Origin of the sequence: Bacteroides togonis (assembly GCF_900130135.1) — a bacterium.
GTDB lineage: Bacteria > Bacteroidota > Bacteroidia > Bacteroidales > Bacteroidaceae > Bacteroides > Bacteroides pullorum.
On the sequence record NZ_LT670820.1, the window covers coordinates 2,784,403 to 2,804,049 of the forward strand.

Consider the following 19,647-nt stretch of genomic DNA (forward strand, 5'->3'; position numbering starts at 1 on the left):
TTGTAGGTTGGATTCGTTTTATTGAAACGCAGTTTGGATGTTACCATCCTTCTGATCTTGGAGTGCCTGTTGGTAAGCAGCCTCCTTATCAGCCGGGCTGATAGGTGTAATAGCCTGGCCATCCTTCAGGTTCTGTACGCCTTCCAATACGATCTTGTCGCCAGGTTTCAGACCTGCAGTTACGTAATAATATTTGCCGTCGTTCAACGTGAAGACATTGATTTCAGTATTCTTCAATGTATTATCAGGTTGTACAACGAATACGAACTTCTTATCCTGTATTTCAGTAGTAGCCGACTGAGGGATCATGATAACGTTTTCCATCGGATTGGGGAAAACGACATTACCTGTACCGCCGCTGCGCAGAATGTTCTTCGCATTGGGGAAGAGGGCACGCATGTTGACCGAACCTGTGGTTTGATCAATGACACCACTGATTGTTTCAACACGTCCGCTATCAGGATAGATCGAACCGTCGATGAGCTGCAGATGAACTGAAGGCAAACTTTCCAGAATTTCTTTCATGCTGCCACCTTCACGTATCATGGCCAGCAGCTGACGCTCGGTCATGGAGAAATAGGCATACATTTCTGAGATGTCTGCTACCGTTGTAAGCGGAGTAGCAATCGATGGGCTTACCAGACTTCCCACACGATAAGGGATGGTACCTACGACACCATCGCTAGGGCTGGTCACCCGTGTGTACGACAGATTGTTCTGTGCATTCACCAGTTGTGCCTCGGCCTGTGCCAGCGAAGCTTTTGCCTGTGCCAACTGATTTTCAGACATAAGCAGATCGTAGTCACTGACAATCTGTTTCTTGTTCAACTCACGCTTGTTAGCAGTGGTCAGTTCTTGAGTATTCAGAGCAGCTTTGGCTGTTTCTACCGTCGCTTTGGCTGAATTTACGGCTGCCTGATACTGAACAGGGTCAATAGAGAACAATACTTGTCCCTTACGTACAACCGCACCTTCGTCTACGTGCAGTTTGGTAATAAATCCGCTGACCATCGGACGAATTTCCACGTCTTGTTTACCTTTGATGGTGGCAGGATAGCTATTTGTCAGGTTCGCAGTGGTAGTCTGTACCGTCAGTACTGCAAATTCGGGTGCTTTACCCGCTTCCTTGTTGCCCTGTCCGCAGCTGCTGAGCAGCGCCAGGCAACATGCCAATAATACTAATCTATTCTTCATACTTTTTTATCTCTGTGTCTAATTATTGAATATCAACCTAACATTGCCATATACACAAACCAAGTATAGGCTCCGTGAAAACTAAAAGGCGCTCCTTAGTTTTCCATCCTGCAAAAGTATCGTTTTTACGACAGAATGGTTTGTTGTATAAGCTTTTTTTAACTATGTTTCAGAGAATTCTACCTGTACGAAGCTCAAACGTACAGTGCTTTTTATCATGTAACCGTACACGCCGTCTGCCTTCCACTTTTTTCGCCAAAAGAAAGCAGCCTTTTCCTGATAGGAAAACAGCCTTTTTCACTCGCTATTCCAATGCTTTTCCCTGTACATTCCATTCCCTTGTTGTTGTGATAAAAATCTAAAAAAAACAAGCATTCCGTTTCCCATATAAATAGATGTTGTATCTTTGCGAAGCTTCTTCGGATGCAAGACTCTACGGATATGAATAAACTAAAAAAACATCTGCACATCAAATCGAGCGCATGGCGCATGCAGCGCTTGCCTATTTTCATCGTATTGGGCATCATGCTATACTCATGTGCCAGTATCGGTCGTATTGAAGGAGGCCCTATCGACGAAGCCCCCCCTGTCTTTGTGCAGAGCACACCTAACCCTGGCCAGTTGAACTATAAACGCAACCGCGTGACCATTGCATTCGATGAATACATCAAACTGGACAATGCAGGCGAGAAAGTTGTCATCTCACCTCCTCAAATTCAGCAACCCGAAATCAAGACAAGTGGCAAGAAGGTAGTCATCAACTTTCAGGACACGATGAAAGCCAATGTCACTTATACGATAGACTTTGGCGACGCCATTCAGGACAACAATGAGAGTAACCCGCTGGAGCAGTTCACCTTCACATTCTCTACAGGTGCGCAACTGGACACGATGGCCGTATCGGGTACCGTACTCAATGCCTCCGACCTGGAGCCGGTAAAGGGTATGCTGGTAGGTCTTCAGTCGAATCTGTCCGATACAGCTTTCACGTCCCTGCCCTTCGAACGTGTAGGACGTACAGATAGCCGCGGACGCTTCTCCATTCGTGGAGTGGCACCAGGCACTTATCGCATCTATGCCCTGCAGGATGCCGACCAGAACTACTTCTATTCACAGCCAGCTGAACGAATAGCGTGGCAAGACTCGCTAATCAACCCACGCTACGAATTCCGAATGCGACAGGACACAACGTGGATAGACTCCCTGACCATTGATACCATCATCGAACGCCAGTACACGCATTACTTGCCCGATGACATTCTGCTTTGTTGCTTCAAAGAGATATCCTACAACCAACGTCTGGCCAAAAGCGAGCGTCTGACTCCCCAAAAGTTCTCGCTCTACTTTACAGCGCCTGCCGACAGCCTCCCGTTGCTGAAAGGCCTCAACTTCGACGAGCACGACGCCTTTGTTATCGAGCAGACGACAGGACGTAACGACACAATCCACTACTGGATAAAAGACTCCCTGCTTTACAAGCGGGATACCCTGCAAGCGGAAATAACCTACTTGGAAACCGACTCGCTAGGCAAACTGGTACCACGCACAGACACCTTGCGCCTGCAATCGAAACTGACCTACGAGAAGCAACGGAAACAAAAACAGGAGCAAGACGAAAAGAAGCTGGAAGAGCTACGCAAAGAAGCCAAGAAAAAGAAGAAACGTGATGCCGACGGCAAAACCATAGAGCCAGCAGAACCCGTTTTACCAACCGAGTTCCTACCCATGGATGTCTATGCCCCGTCGTCGATGGACGTATACGATTATCTCACCCTGACCTTCCAAGAGCCCTTGGCAAGGATAGATACCGCAGCTTTCCACCTGCAACAAAAGGTAGACACTTTGTGGCAAGACATTCCCTTCGACTTCCAACGTGACTCGCTGGACATAAAAGTCTACAATATCTTTGCCAATTTCGAATTGGGAGAAAGCTATCAGTTTGCAATAGACTCGGCTGCTATCCAAGGACTCTATGGGCTGACAACAGATAAAGTAAAACAAGAACTGAAAGTCAAGACCCTCGAAGAATACGGAACCATTCTTTTCGACATTATAGGTGCTGACTCAACGGCATTTGTCGAACTGGTCGACGCACAAGACAATGTAATACGTACAGTATCTGTCATCGATGGAAAGGCCGATTTCTACTATCTGACACCAGGGAAATATGGTGCACGCCTGATTGTTGACACGAATAAAAACGGGCAGTGGGATACAGGAAACCTGAAAGAGCATCTACAACCTGAAAAGGTATATTACTACTTCCAACTATTGGAATTGAAAGCCAATTTCGAGCTTCAGCAGACATGGAATCTGTTCGACAGGCCATTGGATCAGCAGAAACCATTAGACCTCAAAAAACAGAAGCCAGAAGAAAGCAAGAAGAAAAAAGGCCAAACCAACAACAACCGATAACCGAAAAAATCAAATGTAGAAATGAAACTGGCGATAAGAATAAAACAAAGAAACAGATTGATAGGATTGTTAGTGGCAGGAATCGTATGCCTGTTCACCACACTCCCCCTAAATGCACAATGCCCGGCAGAAAACAAAGCCTTCAAATCGGGTGAACATGTGATGTACGACCTTTATTTCAATTGGAAGTTCATCTGGGTCAAAGCCGGCATAGCCAGCCTGACGACCAATGCGACTACCTACCAACAAAAGCCAGCTTTCCGCTTCAACCTTCTGTCAGTCAGTAGCAAACGGGTAGATTTCTTTTTCAAGATGCGTGACACGCTGACCTGTTATGTCAGCGACCGCCTTGAGCCTCTATATTTCCGCAAAGGAGCTGAAGAAGGCAAACGCTATACAGTAGACGAAGCCTGGTTCAGTTACAAAGACGGCGTATCGCATGTCAGACAAAGCCGCTCATGGCTGGGCGGACGTGTCGACACCATGTCTTATAGCGACAGCCGTTGCATCTTCGACATGCTGAGTATATTGGCACAGGCACGTTCCTACGACCCTAAAGATTATAAAATAGGCCAAAAGATACGTTTTCCCATGGCAACAGGCCGAAAGGTAGAGGAACAGACATTGATTTATCGTGGGAAAGAAAACATCACAGCCAATAACGACACAACGTACCGCTGTCTGGTATTCTCATTTGTAGAATATGTAAAAGACGGCAATAAGGAAAAAGAGAAGGAAGTAATCACGTTCTTTGTTTCAGACGACAAGAACCACCTGCCAATCCGTCTCGACCTGTATCTCAACTTCGGATGTGCCAAAGCATACCTGACCAGCGTACGCGGCAACCGCTATCCGTTGACATGTATTGTTGAGGATTAACCATCCCCCCGCTTCACGAATCACAACTGGAAAGGAAGCGGGTCAGATTTACGAAACACGCTCGACTCAAACGTGGCAACCAATTCACCACGCTGGTTTGTGATGTCTATCTGATAACATCCTGTACTACGGCCGGTATAACGTTCATGAGCCTCGGCATAAAGAATATCTCCTGTAGTGCTGGCACGTAAGAAAGTGATATTAGAGGAAAGCGAAAAAGCCAATGTGCCATGCGAATTGGCGGCAGCTGCCAAAGCCAGATCGGCCAAAGTAAAAAGTACTCCCCCTTGCGTACGTCCACCCGCATTGAGATGCTCATCCGTTATTTTCAATTGTGCTCTACTATATCCTTTTTTCACTTCAGTCAGTTCGATGCCTACATTATCAGCAAAACGGTCGTTCTTGAAAAATTCTTGTGGTGTCATTTTGGTAACTTCTAATCAATGAAACGTTTTTACTCTTTTTCAAAGCTTACTTTATGTGAACTCTTATAAAAAATGAGGTTTCGCCTACAAATGTAACAATTTTACCCTTTAACTGTATGATTTAGGTACCTATATATGACAAGAAGGACGTACCTTTGCAAACGTCAATGGTATGAACTTATATTTTTAAAATTATAATCCTTTGTTATGAAAACAACACTGACGACCTTGGGAGTATCTCTCCTGATCTTCGCAAGTTGCGCCGGCCAGAAAAAAGCGGAAAGCAACTTCATCCAAGACAACATCGATAATGCGGTGGCACAACACACATTGCAGACAGACATTATTGAAAAATCTGGTAAGATATTGAACCCCCGTACCATCGAAAAAGACGGCAGTATTCACTACGTACCCATCGACGACTGGTGTTCAGGTTTCTTTCCTGGAAACATGTGGCTGACCTACGAACTGACAGGTGACCAGAAATGGGAAAAACTGGCAGAGAAGTATACAGAAGATTTGGATTCTGTAAAGCACCTGAAATGGCATCACGACGTAGGTTTCATGATCGGTTGCAGCTACTTGAACGGCTACAGACTGGCAGGAAAGACTGAATACAAAGATGTAATCGTAGAAGCTGCCAAATCGTTGTCTACCCGTTTCCGTCCAGGAGCAGGCGTCATCCAATCATGGGATGCCGACAAAGGATGGCAAGGTACACGTGGCTGGAAATGTCCCGTCATTATCGACAACATGATGAACCTGGAACTGTTGTTCGAAGCTACACGTCTGTCGGGCGACTCTACATTCTATAATATCGCCGTAAAGCATGCAGACACTACACTGGCTAACCATTTCCGTGCTGACAACAGTTGTTACCATGTGGTTGACTACGATCCCGAAACCGGCGAAGTACGCAGCAAACAAACAGCCCAAGGCTATGCCGACGAATCAGCATGGGCACGCGGACAAGCATGGGCTTTGTACGGATATACGACTTGTTACCGCTATACACACGATAAGAAGTACCTGGATCAGGCAGAGAAAGTATATAACTTCATCTTCAACAACAAGAATCTGCCTGCCGACCTCGTACCCTACTGGGACTACGATGCACCCAACATTCCGAACGAACCGCGCGACGCTTCTTCGGCAGCCTGCACTGCTTCAGCTTTGTACGAGTTGAGTACGTATGTCCCTGACAAGAATTATAAGGAAACAGCCGACCGTATCATGGAAAGCCTTGCTTCTCCAGCCTATCGTGCTGAAGTAGGGACAAACGGCAACTTTATCCTGATGCATTCCGTAGGCAGTATTCCTCACGGAGCAGAAATCGATGTTCCGCTGAACTATGCCGACTATTATTTCCTGGAAGGTTTGATGCGTAAACGCGACCTGGAGAAGAAATAAACAAGTAAGAACAGACAAGCTAAGGGCTACAAATTGCAAGAAGACACCCAAAAGCTGTTATTTGCAACTTGTAGCCCGCTGTTTATCCACACATCTAAATATAAACAACCATGAAACATTCTTTGAACCTCATAATGGGAGGAATGGGCCTCCTGGCTCTAGCAGGTTGCAAAAGCCAACCAAATGAACAGCCTCAACAGCCCAATGTCATCTATGTATTCCCTGATCAGTACCGTAATCAGGCCATGGGTTTTTGGGGGCAGGAAGGCTTCCGTGAGCATGTCAATTTCCGCAACGATCCTGTACACACGCCTAACTTAGACCGTTTTGCCCGCGAATCAGTCGTGTTGACTTCGGCCCAAAGCAACTGCCCGTTGAGTAGTCCGCATCGCGGCATTCTGCTGACTGGTATGTATCCCAACAAAAGTGGAGTACCCCTGAACTGCAACGCCAATCGCCCCATCAGTTCGCTACGTGAAGATGCCGAATGCATCAGCGATGTTTTCAGCAAAGCCGGTTATGATTGTGCCTATTTCGGCAAGTTGCATGTCGATTTCCCTACTCCCAATGATCCAAACAACCCTGGACATTACGTAGAAGAACAAATACCAGCCTGGGATGCTTACACCCCGAAAGAACGCCGACACGGCTTTAATTACTGGTATTCATACGGTACCTATGACGTACATAAAAATCCTCATTACTGGGATACGGAAGGCCATCGCCATGAACCCAAGGAATGGTCTCCCTTGCATGAAGCCAAGCAGGTGGTCAGCTACCTGAAAAACGAAGGCAACGTGCGCGATACACAGAAACCATTCTTCATCATGGTGGGTATGAACCCGCCTCACAGTCCCTACCGCTCACTGGACGACTGTATGGAGGAGGATTTCAACCTCTACAAAGACATACCGCTGGATAGCCTGCTTATCCGCCCCAATGCTGATTCCAAAAAGAAAAAAGCCGCCAGTACTCCGTATTATTTCGCCTCGGTAACAGGCGTAGACCGTGCTTTCGGCCAAATACTCGATGCTTTGAAAGAGTTAGGGCTGGACAAGAACACCATCGTCGTATTCTCGTCCGATCATGGTGAAACCATGTGTAGCCAAGGAACAGACGATCCGAAGAACTCCCCTTACGCCGAGTCGATGAATGTTCCCTTCCTCGTCCGCTATCCAGGCAAACTGACACCACGCGTAGACAACCTGATGTTGTCATCTCCAGACATTATGCCTACGTTGCTGGGACTGGCCGGACTTTCCGACTCCATCCCCACTGAGGTACAGGGTCGTAACTATGCTCCGCTTTTCTTCGATGAAAAGGCCGAAATTGTTCGTCCTACAGGAGCACTCTACATCCAAAACATGGACGGTGAAAAAGATACAGACGGCAAAGTAAGAACATACTTTCCCTCAGCCCGCGGCTTTAAATCCGCCAAATATACCTTGGCTCTCTACATAGACCGCAAAGAGCACAAGCTGGTTAAGAGCCTGCTTTTCGACGACGAAAAAGATCCCTATCAGCTGAATAATCTCCCGCTGGAAGAATATCCAGAAGTAGTAAAGGAACTTTGTGCCGAGATGGGTAAAGTACTGAAAGATATAGATGATCCTTGGTATCAGAAGGGAATCTTAAAAGATATGATACCTTACTAAAAGACTCGTTTACGTCTATTTTGACAAAAGTGTTTCATTGCATCCTAACACTGCACTTTGTGACCCTCTAACACAGTGCTTTATGACGGTCTGACACAGTGCTTCATTACAACCCCAGAAAGCACTGCATTAAACAGTCAGGAAGTACTGTATCAAAGCGCCAGAATGTAAACCCTAAACCCCTGCCAATACAGGGTACATATACCATTCAGGCACGGACAGCACAACGAACCGATAAGTACTTGTGCATATCCGTGCCTGAATGTTCTTTTATGTCCTTACAGACAAGGAGTGAATCTCAGCTTGTAGGAATGTTCCTCCTGCGATACGCGATAGATGGGGAGCGTATCAACATCGCTGCCACAGCTGGCGTTGCCCACACCCCGCATAACGGCGTCCAGATGGAGCACGATGTACGGACGGGCTGTCAGTTCCCACATGTGCTGTCCCTTCATCAGGTCCTCGTCGGTGTAGCGCAGAGCCGAGAAGGAAACGTTGCCTTCCGTACGGATGCAGACACCCTTGCCCGAAGCGTCAGTCAGCTTCAGTTCGCGCAGGCCTTCACGGTTGCCCATAGACTGCGGCTTGACATACTTCTCGACCATATCGTCCACCGTCGTCGTATAGCGGCCCACCATGCAACCGTCCTTGCGGTCGTTGTAGTTCTCCCACGGACCGTAGGCGTAGTAGTCCACCTGGCTCAGCGAGGGGTTGATGCCACACACCAGGCCGCAACGGCGCAAGTCGGCCGTATGAGGCTGGAATACGGCGTCCATATCCATCGTACCGTCGGGAGCAAAGGTGTAGGTAATCTGCGTGTCGCAGAGCGAACCCTTGCGGACGGTCTTCACTACAACTTTCGCGCCGTCTTTCGTCACCGTGCATTCGCCTTCGGCTTCAAGTCCGTTCTCCGTGCGGGTAAACTTGTCATTCTCTATCCAGCGATGGTTGTCGTAGACGAAGCCCTGACCTTCGCTGACAACGGCCTGACCATTCATCACCAGCGACGTCATCTGGCCGTTCTTGCGGTTGAATACTGCTTCCACGTTGGCGTTCTTCACGCTGACGGTGCTTTCCGTCTCTTCCACCTGCAAGGCCAGCTTACGGCCGCCCTTGGTCGAGAGTTCGGGCAGCGGGCCGCGTTCCAGCAGCGTGTATTGCTGCTGTGCCACCACATGACCTGCCGGAGCCCAGGGAGCTGCTTCTTTCTTACATACCTGGAGGTTGAGCATCACTTCCTCGCCTGCCTTCTGTGCCTGACGCAGCTTGAGGGTGTTCAGTTTCAGCGTCACGGCCAAAGAGTCGTCGGGCATTACGCGATCCAGCATCATGCTGTCGGCCGCCAGTGCCACACCATCCTTCACGGCCTGCCAGCGCAGGTAGAAACCGTCGAGCGGCAGGAAGTCGTAGGTGTTCTTCAGCAGTACGCTGGCCTCATCTTTCTTCACATCCATGCCCAGGAAGCCGAAATGCACATACTGATATACGGCCTTTACCTCCTTCAGCTTCGGCGACTCGTCGCGCGTGGCGGGAATGATGCCGTTGGAGCAGAAGTTACCCTGATGGGGGCCAGGGAAGTCATAACCCGTGTGCAGGCGGTAGATACCTTTCTTTATTTCGTGAGGCTCGTAGATGGCCTGGTCCACCCAGTCCCAGATGGCGCCGCCGATGGTTGACGAACTGCTTTCGATGCTCTGCCAGTATTCCTTCAGGTTACCGATGGCGTTGCCCATGGCGTGGGCGTATTCGCAGATGAACATCGGCTTGTCGAACGAGTTGACATACTTATCCATCCATTTCATACCTGGATACATCTTCGAATAGAGATCGCTGAAGCGGTTGCCGCCAAATTCTTTTCCGTCGCGCGTTCCTTCGTAGTGGATGGGACGGCTGTCCAGACGACGGGCCGCATCGTAGCAGGCCTGGAAATTGCTGCCGCCTCCGGCTTCGTTACCCAAGCTCCAGAAGATGACAGACGGATGGTTACGGTCACGCAACACCATGCGGTCGATGCGGTCCACAAAGGAGGGAATCCACGACGGCATGTCGCTGATAGACTGGTTGGCATGGTCTTCAAGGTCGGCCTCATCCATCGTATAGAGTCCGAAGTAGTCGAACATGGCGTACATCTTGGCCGCGTTCGGATAATGGGAGGTACGGATGGTATTGATGTTGTTCTGCTTCATCAGCAATACGTCGCGCAACATCGACTCTACAGGTACAGCACGGCCGTAGAGGGGGTGCGTATCGTGGCGGTTCGTACCCTTGAAGAACACGCGCTGGCCGTTGATGTACACCAGCGAGCCGCGTATTTCGATGTTTCTGAAGCCATACTTGGTGGAGAAGGCCATCTCATCCTTGCCTCCCTCACGCTGGATGACGTGCAGTGTGTAGAGGTTCGGCGTCTCGGCCGTCCAGAGCTGCAAGTCCTTCAACGAAGAAAACAGTGCTTTCGCCTCCACTTCGCGGTCTTTTTCAGTGAACGAAACGGAGAGTTCCTTTTCGGCTACCAATGAGCCGTCGGGAGCCAGCAAGCGGAGGGCTATGTCTTTCTTACCGCTCAGCCCGTCACGGTTGTCGAGCTTCAGGGCAACGGAGAGCTCACCGGCCTTATATCCGGCCTGCGCATCGAGGCGGGAGGTGATGTAATGGTCGCGTACGCTGACCTTCGGAGTGCTGTACAGACAAACGTCGCGGAAGATACCGCTCATGCGGAACATGTCCTGACACTCCAGATAGGAGCCGTCGCTCCAGCGGAACACCTGTACGGCCAGGCGATTGCGGCCCGCACGCAAGTATGGAGTCAGGTCGAATTCAGCCACGTTGTTGGCACCCTGCGTATAGCCCACGTATTCACCGTTCAGATAAACCAGCGCGGCGCTGTAGATACCTCCGAAGTGGATGAAGGTGCGACGGTTCTCCCAGCCCTTCGGCAGGTCGAAGAAGCGCACGTAGGAACCCACGGGATTGATGCCGTAGTTCTTGCCACCGTCATTGAACCCCTTGCGGGCATCGATGTAGGGAGGCGTATTGGCGTGCGGATATTCCACGTTGGCATAGATGGGGCGGTCGTAGCCCTGCATCTCCCAGTTGGAAGGAACGGGGATGGTTTCCCAGCCCGACACGTCGAAGTCTTCCTTGTAGAAGTTCAACGGGCGTTGCGAGGGTTCGGGTACAAAGTGGAAAGCCCAGTCGCCGTTCAGCAACAAGTAGCGCGAACTGTGGCTGTCGACCCACGGCATGCGGTAATATTCAGCATCGGCCGTCATCTCGGCTTCGCTGGCATAGGGCAGGTAGGTGGCGTGACCCACTTCCTTGTTCTCTTCAAAACGGGTTTCGTCTTCCCAATAGGTGCGCGAACGCTGCACTACCTGTTCGGCCATGCCTTCGGGCATCGGCATCGGGCTGACTTCAATGGAAAAGAGTGTTTCCTTCTCGTCCTTCAATCCGTCCTTGGCTACCAGAGCCAGTTGGCCGGATTTGTTGCAAACCATAATCAGGTCGGGGCTGTTGGAAGGGAATATCTGTACATACTTCCCGTTCTCGCGGACAATCCACAACTGCGACTCGTCCGAACCGTTGTTTTCCGTAATACCCACCGCCTGACCGGCCTTGTTGTGGACAGCCTTGTTCTCGAAGGGGTTGAGGATGCGGAAACTGCCCGACAGATTGCTGAGGGCCCATTGCTGCAGCTGGTCGGCCGCACGCTGCTTCACCAGCAGAGCCTCTCCGCCACCTGCCTTGTAACCGATCACTTTCCCTTTCTGCCCGGCCGGCGCTATGTTATATAGCTTGTCCTTGGCAAAATTGACCTGCGCACAAGCCATACTGACGGCCCATACGAAGATACATGCTAAACTTACTAAGATCTTTTTCATCATACTTTAATTTAAGAATACACCAATTTCTTCCATTTCTACTATAGCAGCCGCAGCATCGGGTGTAGTAGCATCAATTTTGATGAAACGAGCCTTTTGAGACTGGGCAAACTTGACGGTCTGTGGCAACGGATTATGCATGATATTGCTAAATTCACCGTTTGTAGGAACCTTTGTCCACGATTTCCCATCCATGCTGACATAAAAAGTATAGTGATACGCCATGGTCGGCTTGGCCTGCTCGTTGAGAGGAGCATAGGTAAAGCCTTTCAGGCTCACTTCCTTGCCCAGGTCAATGACAAGCGGCTGGGCAGAAACTTTCTTCCAGGAATCTCGGGGCAGGTCGTTCCACTTGGACGCCGCCTGCTGTTCTTCAACATCAGGTGCATAGTAGGCTGCCACATTACTGATATGTGCCTCAAGACGGGCGCTTCCAATGGTTATCCGCAAAGCCTCAGCCTCTACCGCAGGAAAGCGAAGCATACGCTTGTAACCTACCGTCGTACCTTCGCCCAACAGTTGCCACTGCCCTTCTACACGGGCCTCCACACGGAAGCTCTCCACACGCTGTCCGCGGGCAATGTCTTCCTGCAGAAGGACTACATTGATTTTCGACGAAGATTTCAGTTCATATTCTCGCTGGTCACCCGAAGCAGCATTCCACATCTTCTGTCCCTTCTGGACACGATTGTCGGCAAACACCTGCTGGCGATAAGCCGCAAACTCCTTCAGACGGGCCACGTCGGCTTCATGAATATGACCGCGACGATCAGGCGGAATGTTCAGCAACAGCACTGAGTTATAGCCTACCGACTGGAAATAGATGTCGGCCAGGTGCTTCAGGCTCTTCACCTTACCATTTTCATTCTCATGCCAGAACCACCCCGGACGAATGGAAACATCGACTTCCGAAGGATACCAGAACAGTTCGGTCGCATTCTCCAACATCTCGCGACTTCCCAAATCCTTTGCCTGACTATTGATATCCAGCCGGCTATTATTTTCTGCCGAACGGGCATAAATACCTGGCGTCAGCACGGTCGCACTCCACTCTGTCTCACGACCGAGCCCCCGTTCGTTGCCCACCCAGCGGACGTCATCACCCATGATGGCCATCACAGCCTTGGGTTGCAGGCGCTGGATGGTCTTGTAAAAAGCATCCCAATCGTACACCTGCTTCTTGCCGTTGGGACCTTCGCCATTGGCACCGTCGAACCACACTTCATGTACTTCGCCATAGTTGGTCAACAGCTCGGTCAGCTGTTCGATAAAGAATTCGTTGTAGCGGGGAGAGTCACCGTAACATTCAGCGTTACGATCCCAAGGAGAGAGATACACACCAAACTTCATACCATACTTCGTACAGGCGTCACGCAGTTCCTTCACCACGTCACCCTTTCCGTCCTTCCAGGGAGAAGAAGCAACCGAATGTTTTGTGGTCTTGGTAGGCCACAGGCAGAAACCGTCGTGATGTTTGGCCGTCAGCAATACCATCTTGAAACCAGCTTCTTTCAACTCGCGAACCCACTGTTCGGCATCCAGATCGGTGGGGTTGAACAAAGCAGGATCTTCTTTACCATCGCCCCACTCTCTGTCGGTAAAGGTATTGATACCAAAATGCAAAAAGGCTGTCAGTTCCATCTGCTGCCATTCCAACTGCTGGGGAGAAGGAACCAAACGGGCAGACATCGATACTTTTTGCTCCAACGTCGCATGTTTAGGGAATTGTACATGTTTTACAAAAACCTCTGTTTCTTGCTGGGCTTGCCCACGCAAAGGCAACATGCCCAACAGACACATTACAAGAAATGATTTTAATTTCATAAGATTAGGGTTGAACATTATTTCAACAAATATAAGCAAAACCTGTAAGATTACCAAACAAAAAGTAATCCTACAGGTTTTTAACTGTCAAAATCCATGTTTTTACTTACCCTAACTTTAATGTTTCAGTTCAACTCCAAAGCTGGCAGCATCCTTACAAGCAAAACGCAGCACTGTCTGCTTTTTATCTACTGAAACGACTTTGCAGAAAGGAGTCTCATCTACCTGCCAACACCCTTTTAAAATAACGGTCAACGGCATCTCGGCACTTTTGTTGCTTTTCCACGGACGAGAATAGATACTACGTTCCTTACGTTTGCCTTGTTCGTCGAATGCCTCATCACTGGGACCGCTATAAAGAGCCAAATCGGGTTGAGCCACAGTAAGACGTACCTTCTTACCTTCCTGACGAACCATCACCAGACAAGAAGTATCGGTGGCCTGTACCAGCCCATCTTTGGGTAGAGATTGTGGTGCCTCGAAGAGAACATAGGATGTCAAAGTACCATCAGCCGTACATACAATGTGAGCATTACGGTCCTGTTGAAGCACCTTATAATCGGGTTTTCGGGCAAACCGTTTCAAAGTGGCAGCATCTGTACGAGGCAAGATAGCATATTCATAAGAAGCATCTTTCGGTGCCTTGCCATGCTGCAAGGTAAGCGATACCCAGTTACCTGTCGTAGGTTTCACACTGCGTTCACCCACTGTAGTCTGCGGGAAGTTTTTCTCGAATTTAGCCGATTTCATCGTCGCTTTCGGCAGATAATAACCTACACCGTTAGGGTCAAGATAGCTTGTACCATTATCCTGATAGGCATCCCAATAAGTACGGAATTCAGGGGTAGTAGCAGCCAACTGGAATACAGTAGTTTCTGTCGGATAATCTGTATTTACATTCTCAATATCCGAGCCAAGACAGACAATAGTACCATTCAAGAAGTGATAGGACTTACGGGCACGCAAAGAACCGTTATACTTGTCATGTTCGTGCAGTTTCATACCGAAATTACCGTTTTCACCGTTCTGTGAAAGTCCTCCAGCAAAGGCTTCGTCAGAATAAAGCATCTCTTCCATACCCGAATAGATGTCCACATTCAACACGTTGGCACGCAATTGATCGAAAGGCAGATGAATGCTGGTAACACCTGGTATACGGTTCCAGTCGAAACCTGCTTCCTGCCAGCCGCTGGTAGTAAAAGTTACCATTTCATCGGGCTTTCCCGTCAGAATCTGAATACTGCCATGAGCCAGATAACGGCCGTAGAAATTGGCATCCAAATAGTGTTCGGCCGCCCAAAGGTAACGTGAATGACCACGCACTACTGCCGCCCAATTGTCGCGACGCTGCACACTTACACAACCGTAGCCCAAAGCCAGGTTACCCTGTGGGTCTGCTTCAGGACGGAAGCCTTGCGCTTCCAGTTCCTGTTTCAATTGCAATTCTTTTTTATTTGACGTACGGGGCAGGTAATCAGGGTCATTATCATTTACCCGACTGGTATACTCCATTAGGCGAAGGTAGGCAGCAGCCATGTCGGCATCGTAAGTCTGCTTGCCGTCAGGCGTACCCGAAAGGGCCATCATGGCATACTGCACGGGGATAAGTTGTCCTTTACCGTTAGGATGGCGGCCCGACATGGAGAGTGCCCATTGGCGGGTATTGCAATAGAACCGCATGGTAAGCAACACCTTCTTCACCGTTTCATGCGCCAGCTCAGACACACGGAATTGCGTACCACTCAACAAGTAAATCATGTTTGTGGCACCATCCAGCCCTCCTACAGCATAAGCCGGATAGTTGTTGCAATGATGGAAGCAGGCGCCATCACTCTTGAAGGAACCCATCAGGCCGTCAGCCGGACGACAACCATAGTCAAGCCAGCGGGAGAAGGAACGCAGATACTGTACCTTTTCAGGTGAATCTTCCATGATAAGAATACTAGCTATACGACCCTGTGTCTGGGTATTGAAAGAGTCTATGTCGATACCGTTCACCGTAGGCATCGGATAGACTTCATTGGTGATAGCATACCAGCGCAACGTACGTTCGGCTTCAGCCAGTTTTCCTGCTTCACGCAGTACATCCTTCATCAAGAAATAGGCTACATAAAGACCACGCATGCTATAACCATAGTGGTGAATATTACCCCAACAACTGCCATAAGCCACACCTTGGTCGGTAATGTGGTCGTACATGGCCAGGAATTTCTGTTGGAGTTCATCACGCAATGTGTCATCTTTAGCATTCAGATAGGCAATGGCGATGCGCTTCATCAGGTTGAAATAATTGTTCATCTCCATGCCCAACTTGGTGAACATATCTTTGTCCCAACCGGGTATCATGCGCTCGTAGGCCTCGGCCTGACGCACCATGAAGATGGGCAGACCGCTCACCTTGCCGTTCTTATAGGCAATCTGATAGAAATCGTATGCATTGCGGATGGCCTGCATCTCTTTGTCGGTCAGTTTGCCGGGCGTATAGAGCATGTCGCGAAAACGGGCTTCCATCAGCCTCATATCCTCCTTCTGTTGTTCATTAAGAGGTGTCAAGGCAATTTCGGGCTTCCAAAGCGAATGCTCATAAATAACCAGCCAATGGTTCGTCGTGCCTTTATTGACGAAAGGTACCTGCACATCAGCTGTCTGCTGACGGGCATCCACTTTACTACCGGTAATAATATGGTCGAAGTAAAGTTTACCTTTCATGTCGGGTGCTACGATGCGCAACTCATTCATGCCTTCCTCTGGTATACCCTGCATATCGCGTTCATAACACACCCATGCAGCACGCCAACCTGTGAAGTTGATACCAAAGGGAAAGGAAGTACAGCGTTTGCCGTCTTTCAGAAATTCGAAACGTATCTGCTTGTCCTGTGCCTGCTCGTTGTACACCCACACGATAAAGGCTGAAAGATAGAGATCTTTACCCGTAGGATCCTTCTTCTCGAACATCAGATCTTTTTTTACACTGAGTACAGCCCCCGGCTCATACTCCCAGCCAAGACTATGAAGCCCATCTTTGTAGTGTTCATCGTTAATAGTCAATCGGGAAGTTGCATCCGTCGTCATATAGGCAGGTACCTCACCATCTTCGAAGGAGAGCAAACGTTCATTTTTCACTACCTGTGCTTCAGTCTGAGAGATCAGGAAGAACCCCAAAAGCGTAGCCGCTCCACGAGACCATTTGTTGAAATGCATCATATATTCTGTTAGTTTATTTAAGGTTGTTACAATGTCTTTCTCATTCGGTCACGAAGAAACGACATTTCCAGCAAACCAATAGGTAAAATCGTACAGAATAGATACAAAATAGTTAGCGATTCCCTCTTTGCTTCAAGAACTCGTAACCAAAACGGCAACGCAGGCAATCCTTACGGTCACAATATTCTTTCTGAAGTTGAATAAGAGCCTGTGAGTCAGCAGCTGTCGAGACAGGTAGACCGGCCCCACTCCACATTCGTGTGATATAGTTGTTCTCGGCCTTCAGAGTCTCCAGCAACATCGTAGCCCGCTCACAAAGGCTTTCCTCCTGGCGATGCTGTCCATAGGCATAAAGGAAAGGGACGACGGTATTGATAATGACCAAATCAAGCGCGCCACGGCCCATTCGCTTAGGCTGGTGGACAGAGGCCCTGCCGAAGGTGAAATGCTCTTCCCAATAGGAAGAAGTGCCCACAGCCAATAATTCGCGCAGCTCGTCGGCGGTACGGGCCTCCATCACCCGTGAGAAGAGCGTCTGCCCGCGGTGGTACAGGTCGGCCAGCTGGGCCAGGCGAACGTAGGGAAAACCGCCGGGGCGTTGGCGTAGGAACCTCCAGCGTGAAGAATCTAATGGAGTAGGCAGGCTGAACTTCTGCTGCAAGTAGCGGAATTCTTTCTGAAGGCGGAGGTAATAGTCGCCGTAGTCGGGCTGTTCTTCGTCCAGCAGGCCAGCCATGCCAAGAAAAAAGGCTTCCACCTGGAAGAGATTGTCGCGATGCTTGTCCACGGCACGGAAGGGAATGAGCCGTGCCCATGCCTCAAAAGCGTCACTGTTCAGCCCGAACCCATAATTTCGCGCCAGGGTAACGAAGAACACGTCCTCCCAATGATTGCTGTACGCATCGAGACGGGCACGGATGTCGCGCGCCTTCCGCCCGAAGCGCTCGGCCTGCAAGGCAGAGAGCCAGGAATGGATTGTCAGCTTGGGCAAAGACGAAAGGATGGAGTAACAAGGCGGATGGATTTCCGAGCTACGCAGTTCGTCGTAACGGCGGGCTACATAATCGGGGCAGCTCAATACGAGCTGAGGAATAGGCTGGCCGTCACGGCGGCACACAGGGCAGTCGGCCTCGCCCACTACGTGCAGGATAACGTTGTCGTAGGCCGCATCCGTCTGGTGTCCGTGCTTCTGCCAAAGGGAGGAACGGTCGTGCAGTTCCACGTTGCCCACCCACAGCACGCCGTCCAGCTTCAGCTTGGCATTGAAGAAGTCGGGGCCTGCATCGGTGTTGGGCAGGCCGGAATCGATGACTTCCACCCGTTGGCCGTCAGTGGTGCGGAGTTCCTGCAAAGGGAAAATCTTGTGTTTCCAAAGGTAGTGTAAGAGGTGTTCCATACTATTAGTAATTAATCTGTTTTATCAGTAGTTGCCGGAAAAGGCAGCGACATCGTAAACTCGCTGAACCGTCCCTGCACGCTCTCCACGCTGACGTAGCCGCCATGCTCGCGGGAGACGTTCATCACGTAGTTCAAGCCGAGGCCGAAGCCGGAAACTTTCTTTTCCCCGCTGCCGTCGTCGCGGGGCAGGACGCGCTCGAACTTGTCGAAAATGGTGCGCTGGGCCGAAAGAGGAATACCGATGCCGTTGTCGCGAACGCTGATGCGAATGAAATCAGCTTCACGTCGCGAAGCAATGCGTATCTCTACCGTTTCCTTGGAGTATTTCAGTGCGTTGTCTATCAGATTGGAAAGGGCTTCCTTCAGATACTCCAAGTCACCATAGACTGCCTCGGCCTGCAGGTCGGTATGGAAGGTGACGGGCTTCGTGGCCTTCGCTTCGAACACCTGTATCAGGTCGTCCACGGCGGGACGCAGGGGATGCCAGTCTTTGGTGAGCAGCAGCTGGTGATGTTCCATCTTCGAGAGGGTGAGCACCCGGTTGGTCAGGTCCAGCAGGTGCAGGCTCTCCCGCTCCAGCAGGTCGAAGTGCTCGCGCTTGCGGTCGGGCTTGTCGTCCAGACGGCCGCTGCGCAGGTTCTTCACCGCCATCAGGAGGGTACTGATGGGGTTCTTCATGTCGTGCACCATGGCGTAGGAGAAGTCCTCGCGCATCTGGAACAATTTATCTTGCCGCTGGATGATGTCCACCTGCTTGAAGATGCCAAAGGCCAGCAGGAAGAAGCCTGCCACCGTGCCCAGCAGGTAGTAGAGCTGCGACCCGACGGTCTCGGCACGAAGGTTGAGGAGGCGGGCACGCACGCCTTGCAGGCTGTCCAGCGGGATGACGAACGTGCGCCGCTGCTCCAGCTCCCGTTCGTAGTCGTCGAAGTAGCGCAGGGCGAAGCGGAGCACCACGGTCGAGTCGCCCGAGAGCGATACCGTGTCCAGCCGGAAGCGGAGGCGGCGCAACCCGCCCTCGCGCAGCTGCTGGCGGAAGAGGGAGTCGAGCCCTGCCTCGGGGCAGAGGGCGTGGCGGTCATCGGCGCGGCACCAGCCCTGCCTCGGGGCAGAGGGCGTGGCGGTCATCGGCGCGGCACCAGGCCTCGTGGACGGTGCGCGTCACACGCTGGCTGTTGAGTCCCAGACCCATGCCCGTCCAGCGGCCAAGGAAGAAGACGGCTACGGCGGCGGCCACGAGGGTGAGGAGGATGTAGTAGGACTTGCTCATGTCTGTAGCGGTTAGTGGTTAACGGTGAGCGGTGAGTGCAGGTACTGACCACTCACCGCTTACCGCTACAAAAGTAACTTCTTTTCCCTTTCCCT

Annotated in this window: 12 protein-coding genes; 5 read left to right on the forward strand and 7 right to left on the reverse strand. The window is 50.4% G+C overall.

From position 1 onward, the window contains the following. Positions 1–18: 18 nt before the first annotated feature. A complete protein-coding gene (locus BQ8005_RS11835; RefSeq protein WP_075318190.1) occupies positions 19–1,194 on the reverse strand; it encodes an efflux RND transporter periplasmic adaptor subunit in 1,176 nt (391 codons plus the stop codon). Between the two features lie 441 nt (positions 1,195–1,635). Here BQ8005_RS11835 and BQ8005_RS11840 point away from each other — a divergent pair, with 441 nt between their 5' ends. Together BQ8005_RS11840 and BQ8005_RS11845 are read left to right on the forward strand one after the other, a co-directional pair. After that, positions 1,636–3,609 (forward strand): Ig-like domain-containing protein, encoded by a 1,974-nt coding sequence (locus tag BQ8005_RS11840; protein ID WP_075319173.1) that lies wholly within the window; start codon positions 1,636–1,638, stop codon positions 3,607–3,609. A 39-nt stretch (positions 3,610–3,648) separates the two neighbouring features. Continuing rightward, entirely contained in the window at positions 3,649–4,488 is an 840-nt protein-coding gene (locus BQ8005_RS11845) for a DUF3108 domain-containing protein (RefSeq protein WP_456236476.1), read from the forward strand. A 20-nt stretch (positions 4,489–4,508) separates the two neighbouring features. Here BQ8005_RS11845 and BQ8005_RS11850 read toward each other — a convergent pair whose 3' ends face one another. Further along, positions 4,509–4,913, reverse strand: coding sequence for a PaaI family thioesterase (locus BQ8005_RS11850; protein ID WP_021846701.1), 405 nt, complete (start codon positions 4,911–4,913; stop codon positions 4,509–4,511). Positions 4,914–5,120: 207 nt separating this feature from the next. Here BQ8005_RS11850 and BQ8005_RS11855 point away from each other — a divergent pair, with 207 nt between their 5' ends. Then, entirely contained in the window at positions 5,121–6,323 is a 1,203-nt protein-coding gene (locus BQ8005_RS11855; RefSeq protein ID WP_075318191.1) for a glycoside hydrolase family 88 protein, read from the forward strand. A gap of 110 nt (positions 6,324–6,433) precedes the next feature. Next, a complete protein-coding gene (locus BQ8005_RS11860) occupies positions 6,434–7,978 on the forward strand; it encodes a sulfatase family protein (protein WP_075318192.1) in 1,545 nt (514 codons plus the stop codon). A 278-nt stretch (positions 7,979–8,256) separates the two neighbouring features. Here BQ8005_RS11860 and BQ8005_RS11865 read toward each other — a convergent pair whose 3' ends face one another. From BQ8005_RS11865 to BQ8005_RS11885, 5 genes are all read right to left on the reverse strand, one after another. Further along, positions 8,257–11,859, reverse strand: a complete 3,603-nt coding sequence (locus BQ8005_RS11865; protein WP_234984039.1) for a glycoside hydrolase family 2 TIM barrel-domain containing protein — start codon at positions 11,857–11,859, stop codon at positions 8,257–8,259. Positions 11,860–11,862: 3 nt separating this feature from the next. Continuing rightward, positions 11,863–13,680 (reverse strand): alpha-L-fucosidase, encoded by a 1,818-nt coding sequence (locus BQ8005_RS11870; RefSeq protein WP_200806331.1) that lies wholly within the window; start codon positions 13,678–13,680, stop codon positions 11,863–11,865. Positions 13,681–13,797: 117 nt separating this feature from the next. Continuing rightward, the gene (locus tag BQ8005_RS11875; RefSeq protein ID WP_075318194.1) at positions 13,798–16,884 is read right to left on the reverse strand and encodes a chondroitinase family polysaccharide lyase; all 3,087 of its coding nucleotides are present in this window, start codon (positions 16,882–16,884) and stop codon (positions 13,798–13,800) included. A gap of 112 nt (positions 16,885–16,996) precedes the next feature. Then, positions 16,997–18,280 carry a DUF2851 family protein gene (locus BQ8005_RS11880; protein ID WP_075318195.1) on the reverse strand — a complete coding sequence of 428 codons (1,284 nt, stop codon included), beginning with the start codon at positions 18,278–18,280 and terminating at the stop codon, positions 16,997–16,999. An 11-nt stretch (positions 18,281–18,291) separates the two neighbouring features. Next, positions 18,292–19,410: a sensor histidine kinase gene (locus BQ8005_RS11885; protein WP_234984040.1), complete on the reverse strand. Its 1,119-nt coding sequence runs from the start codon at positions 19,408–19,410 to the stop codon at positions 18,292–18,294. 19 nt (positions 19,411–19,429) lie between these two features. Between BQ8005_RS11885 and BQ8005_RS17690 the strand changes: the two genes are divergently transcribed. Continuing rightward, a complete protein-coding gene (locus tag BQ8005_RS17690; RefSeq protein ID WP_234984041.1) occupies positions 19,430–19,567 on the forward strand; it encodes a hypothetical protein in 138 nt (45 codons plus the stop codon). Positions 19,568–19,647 lie beyond the last annotated feature (80 nt).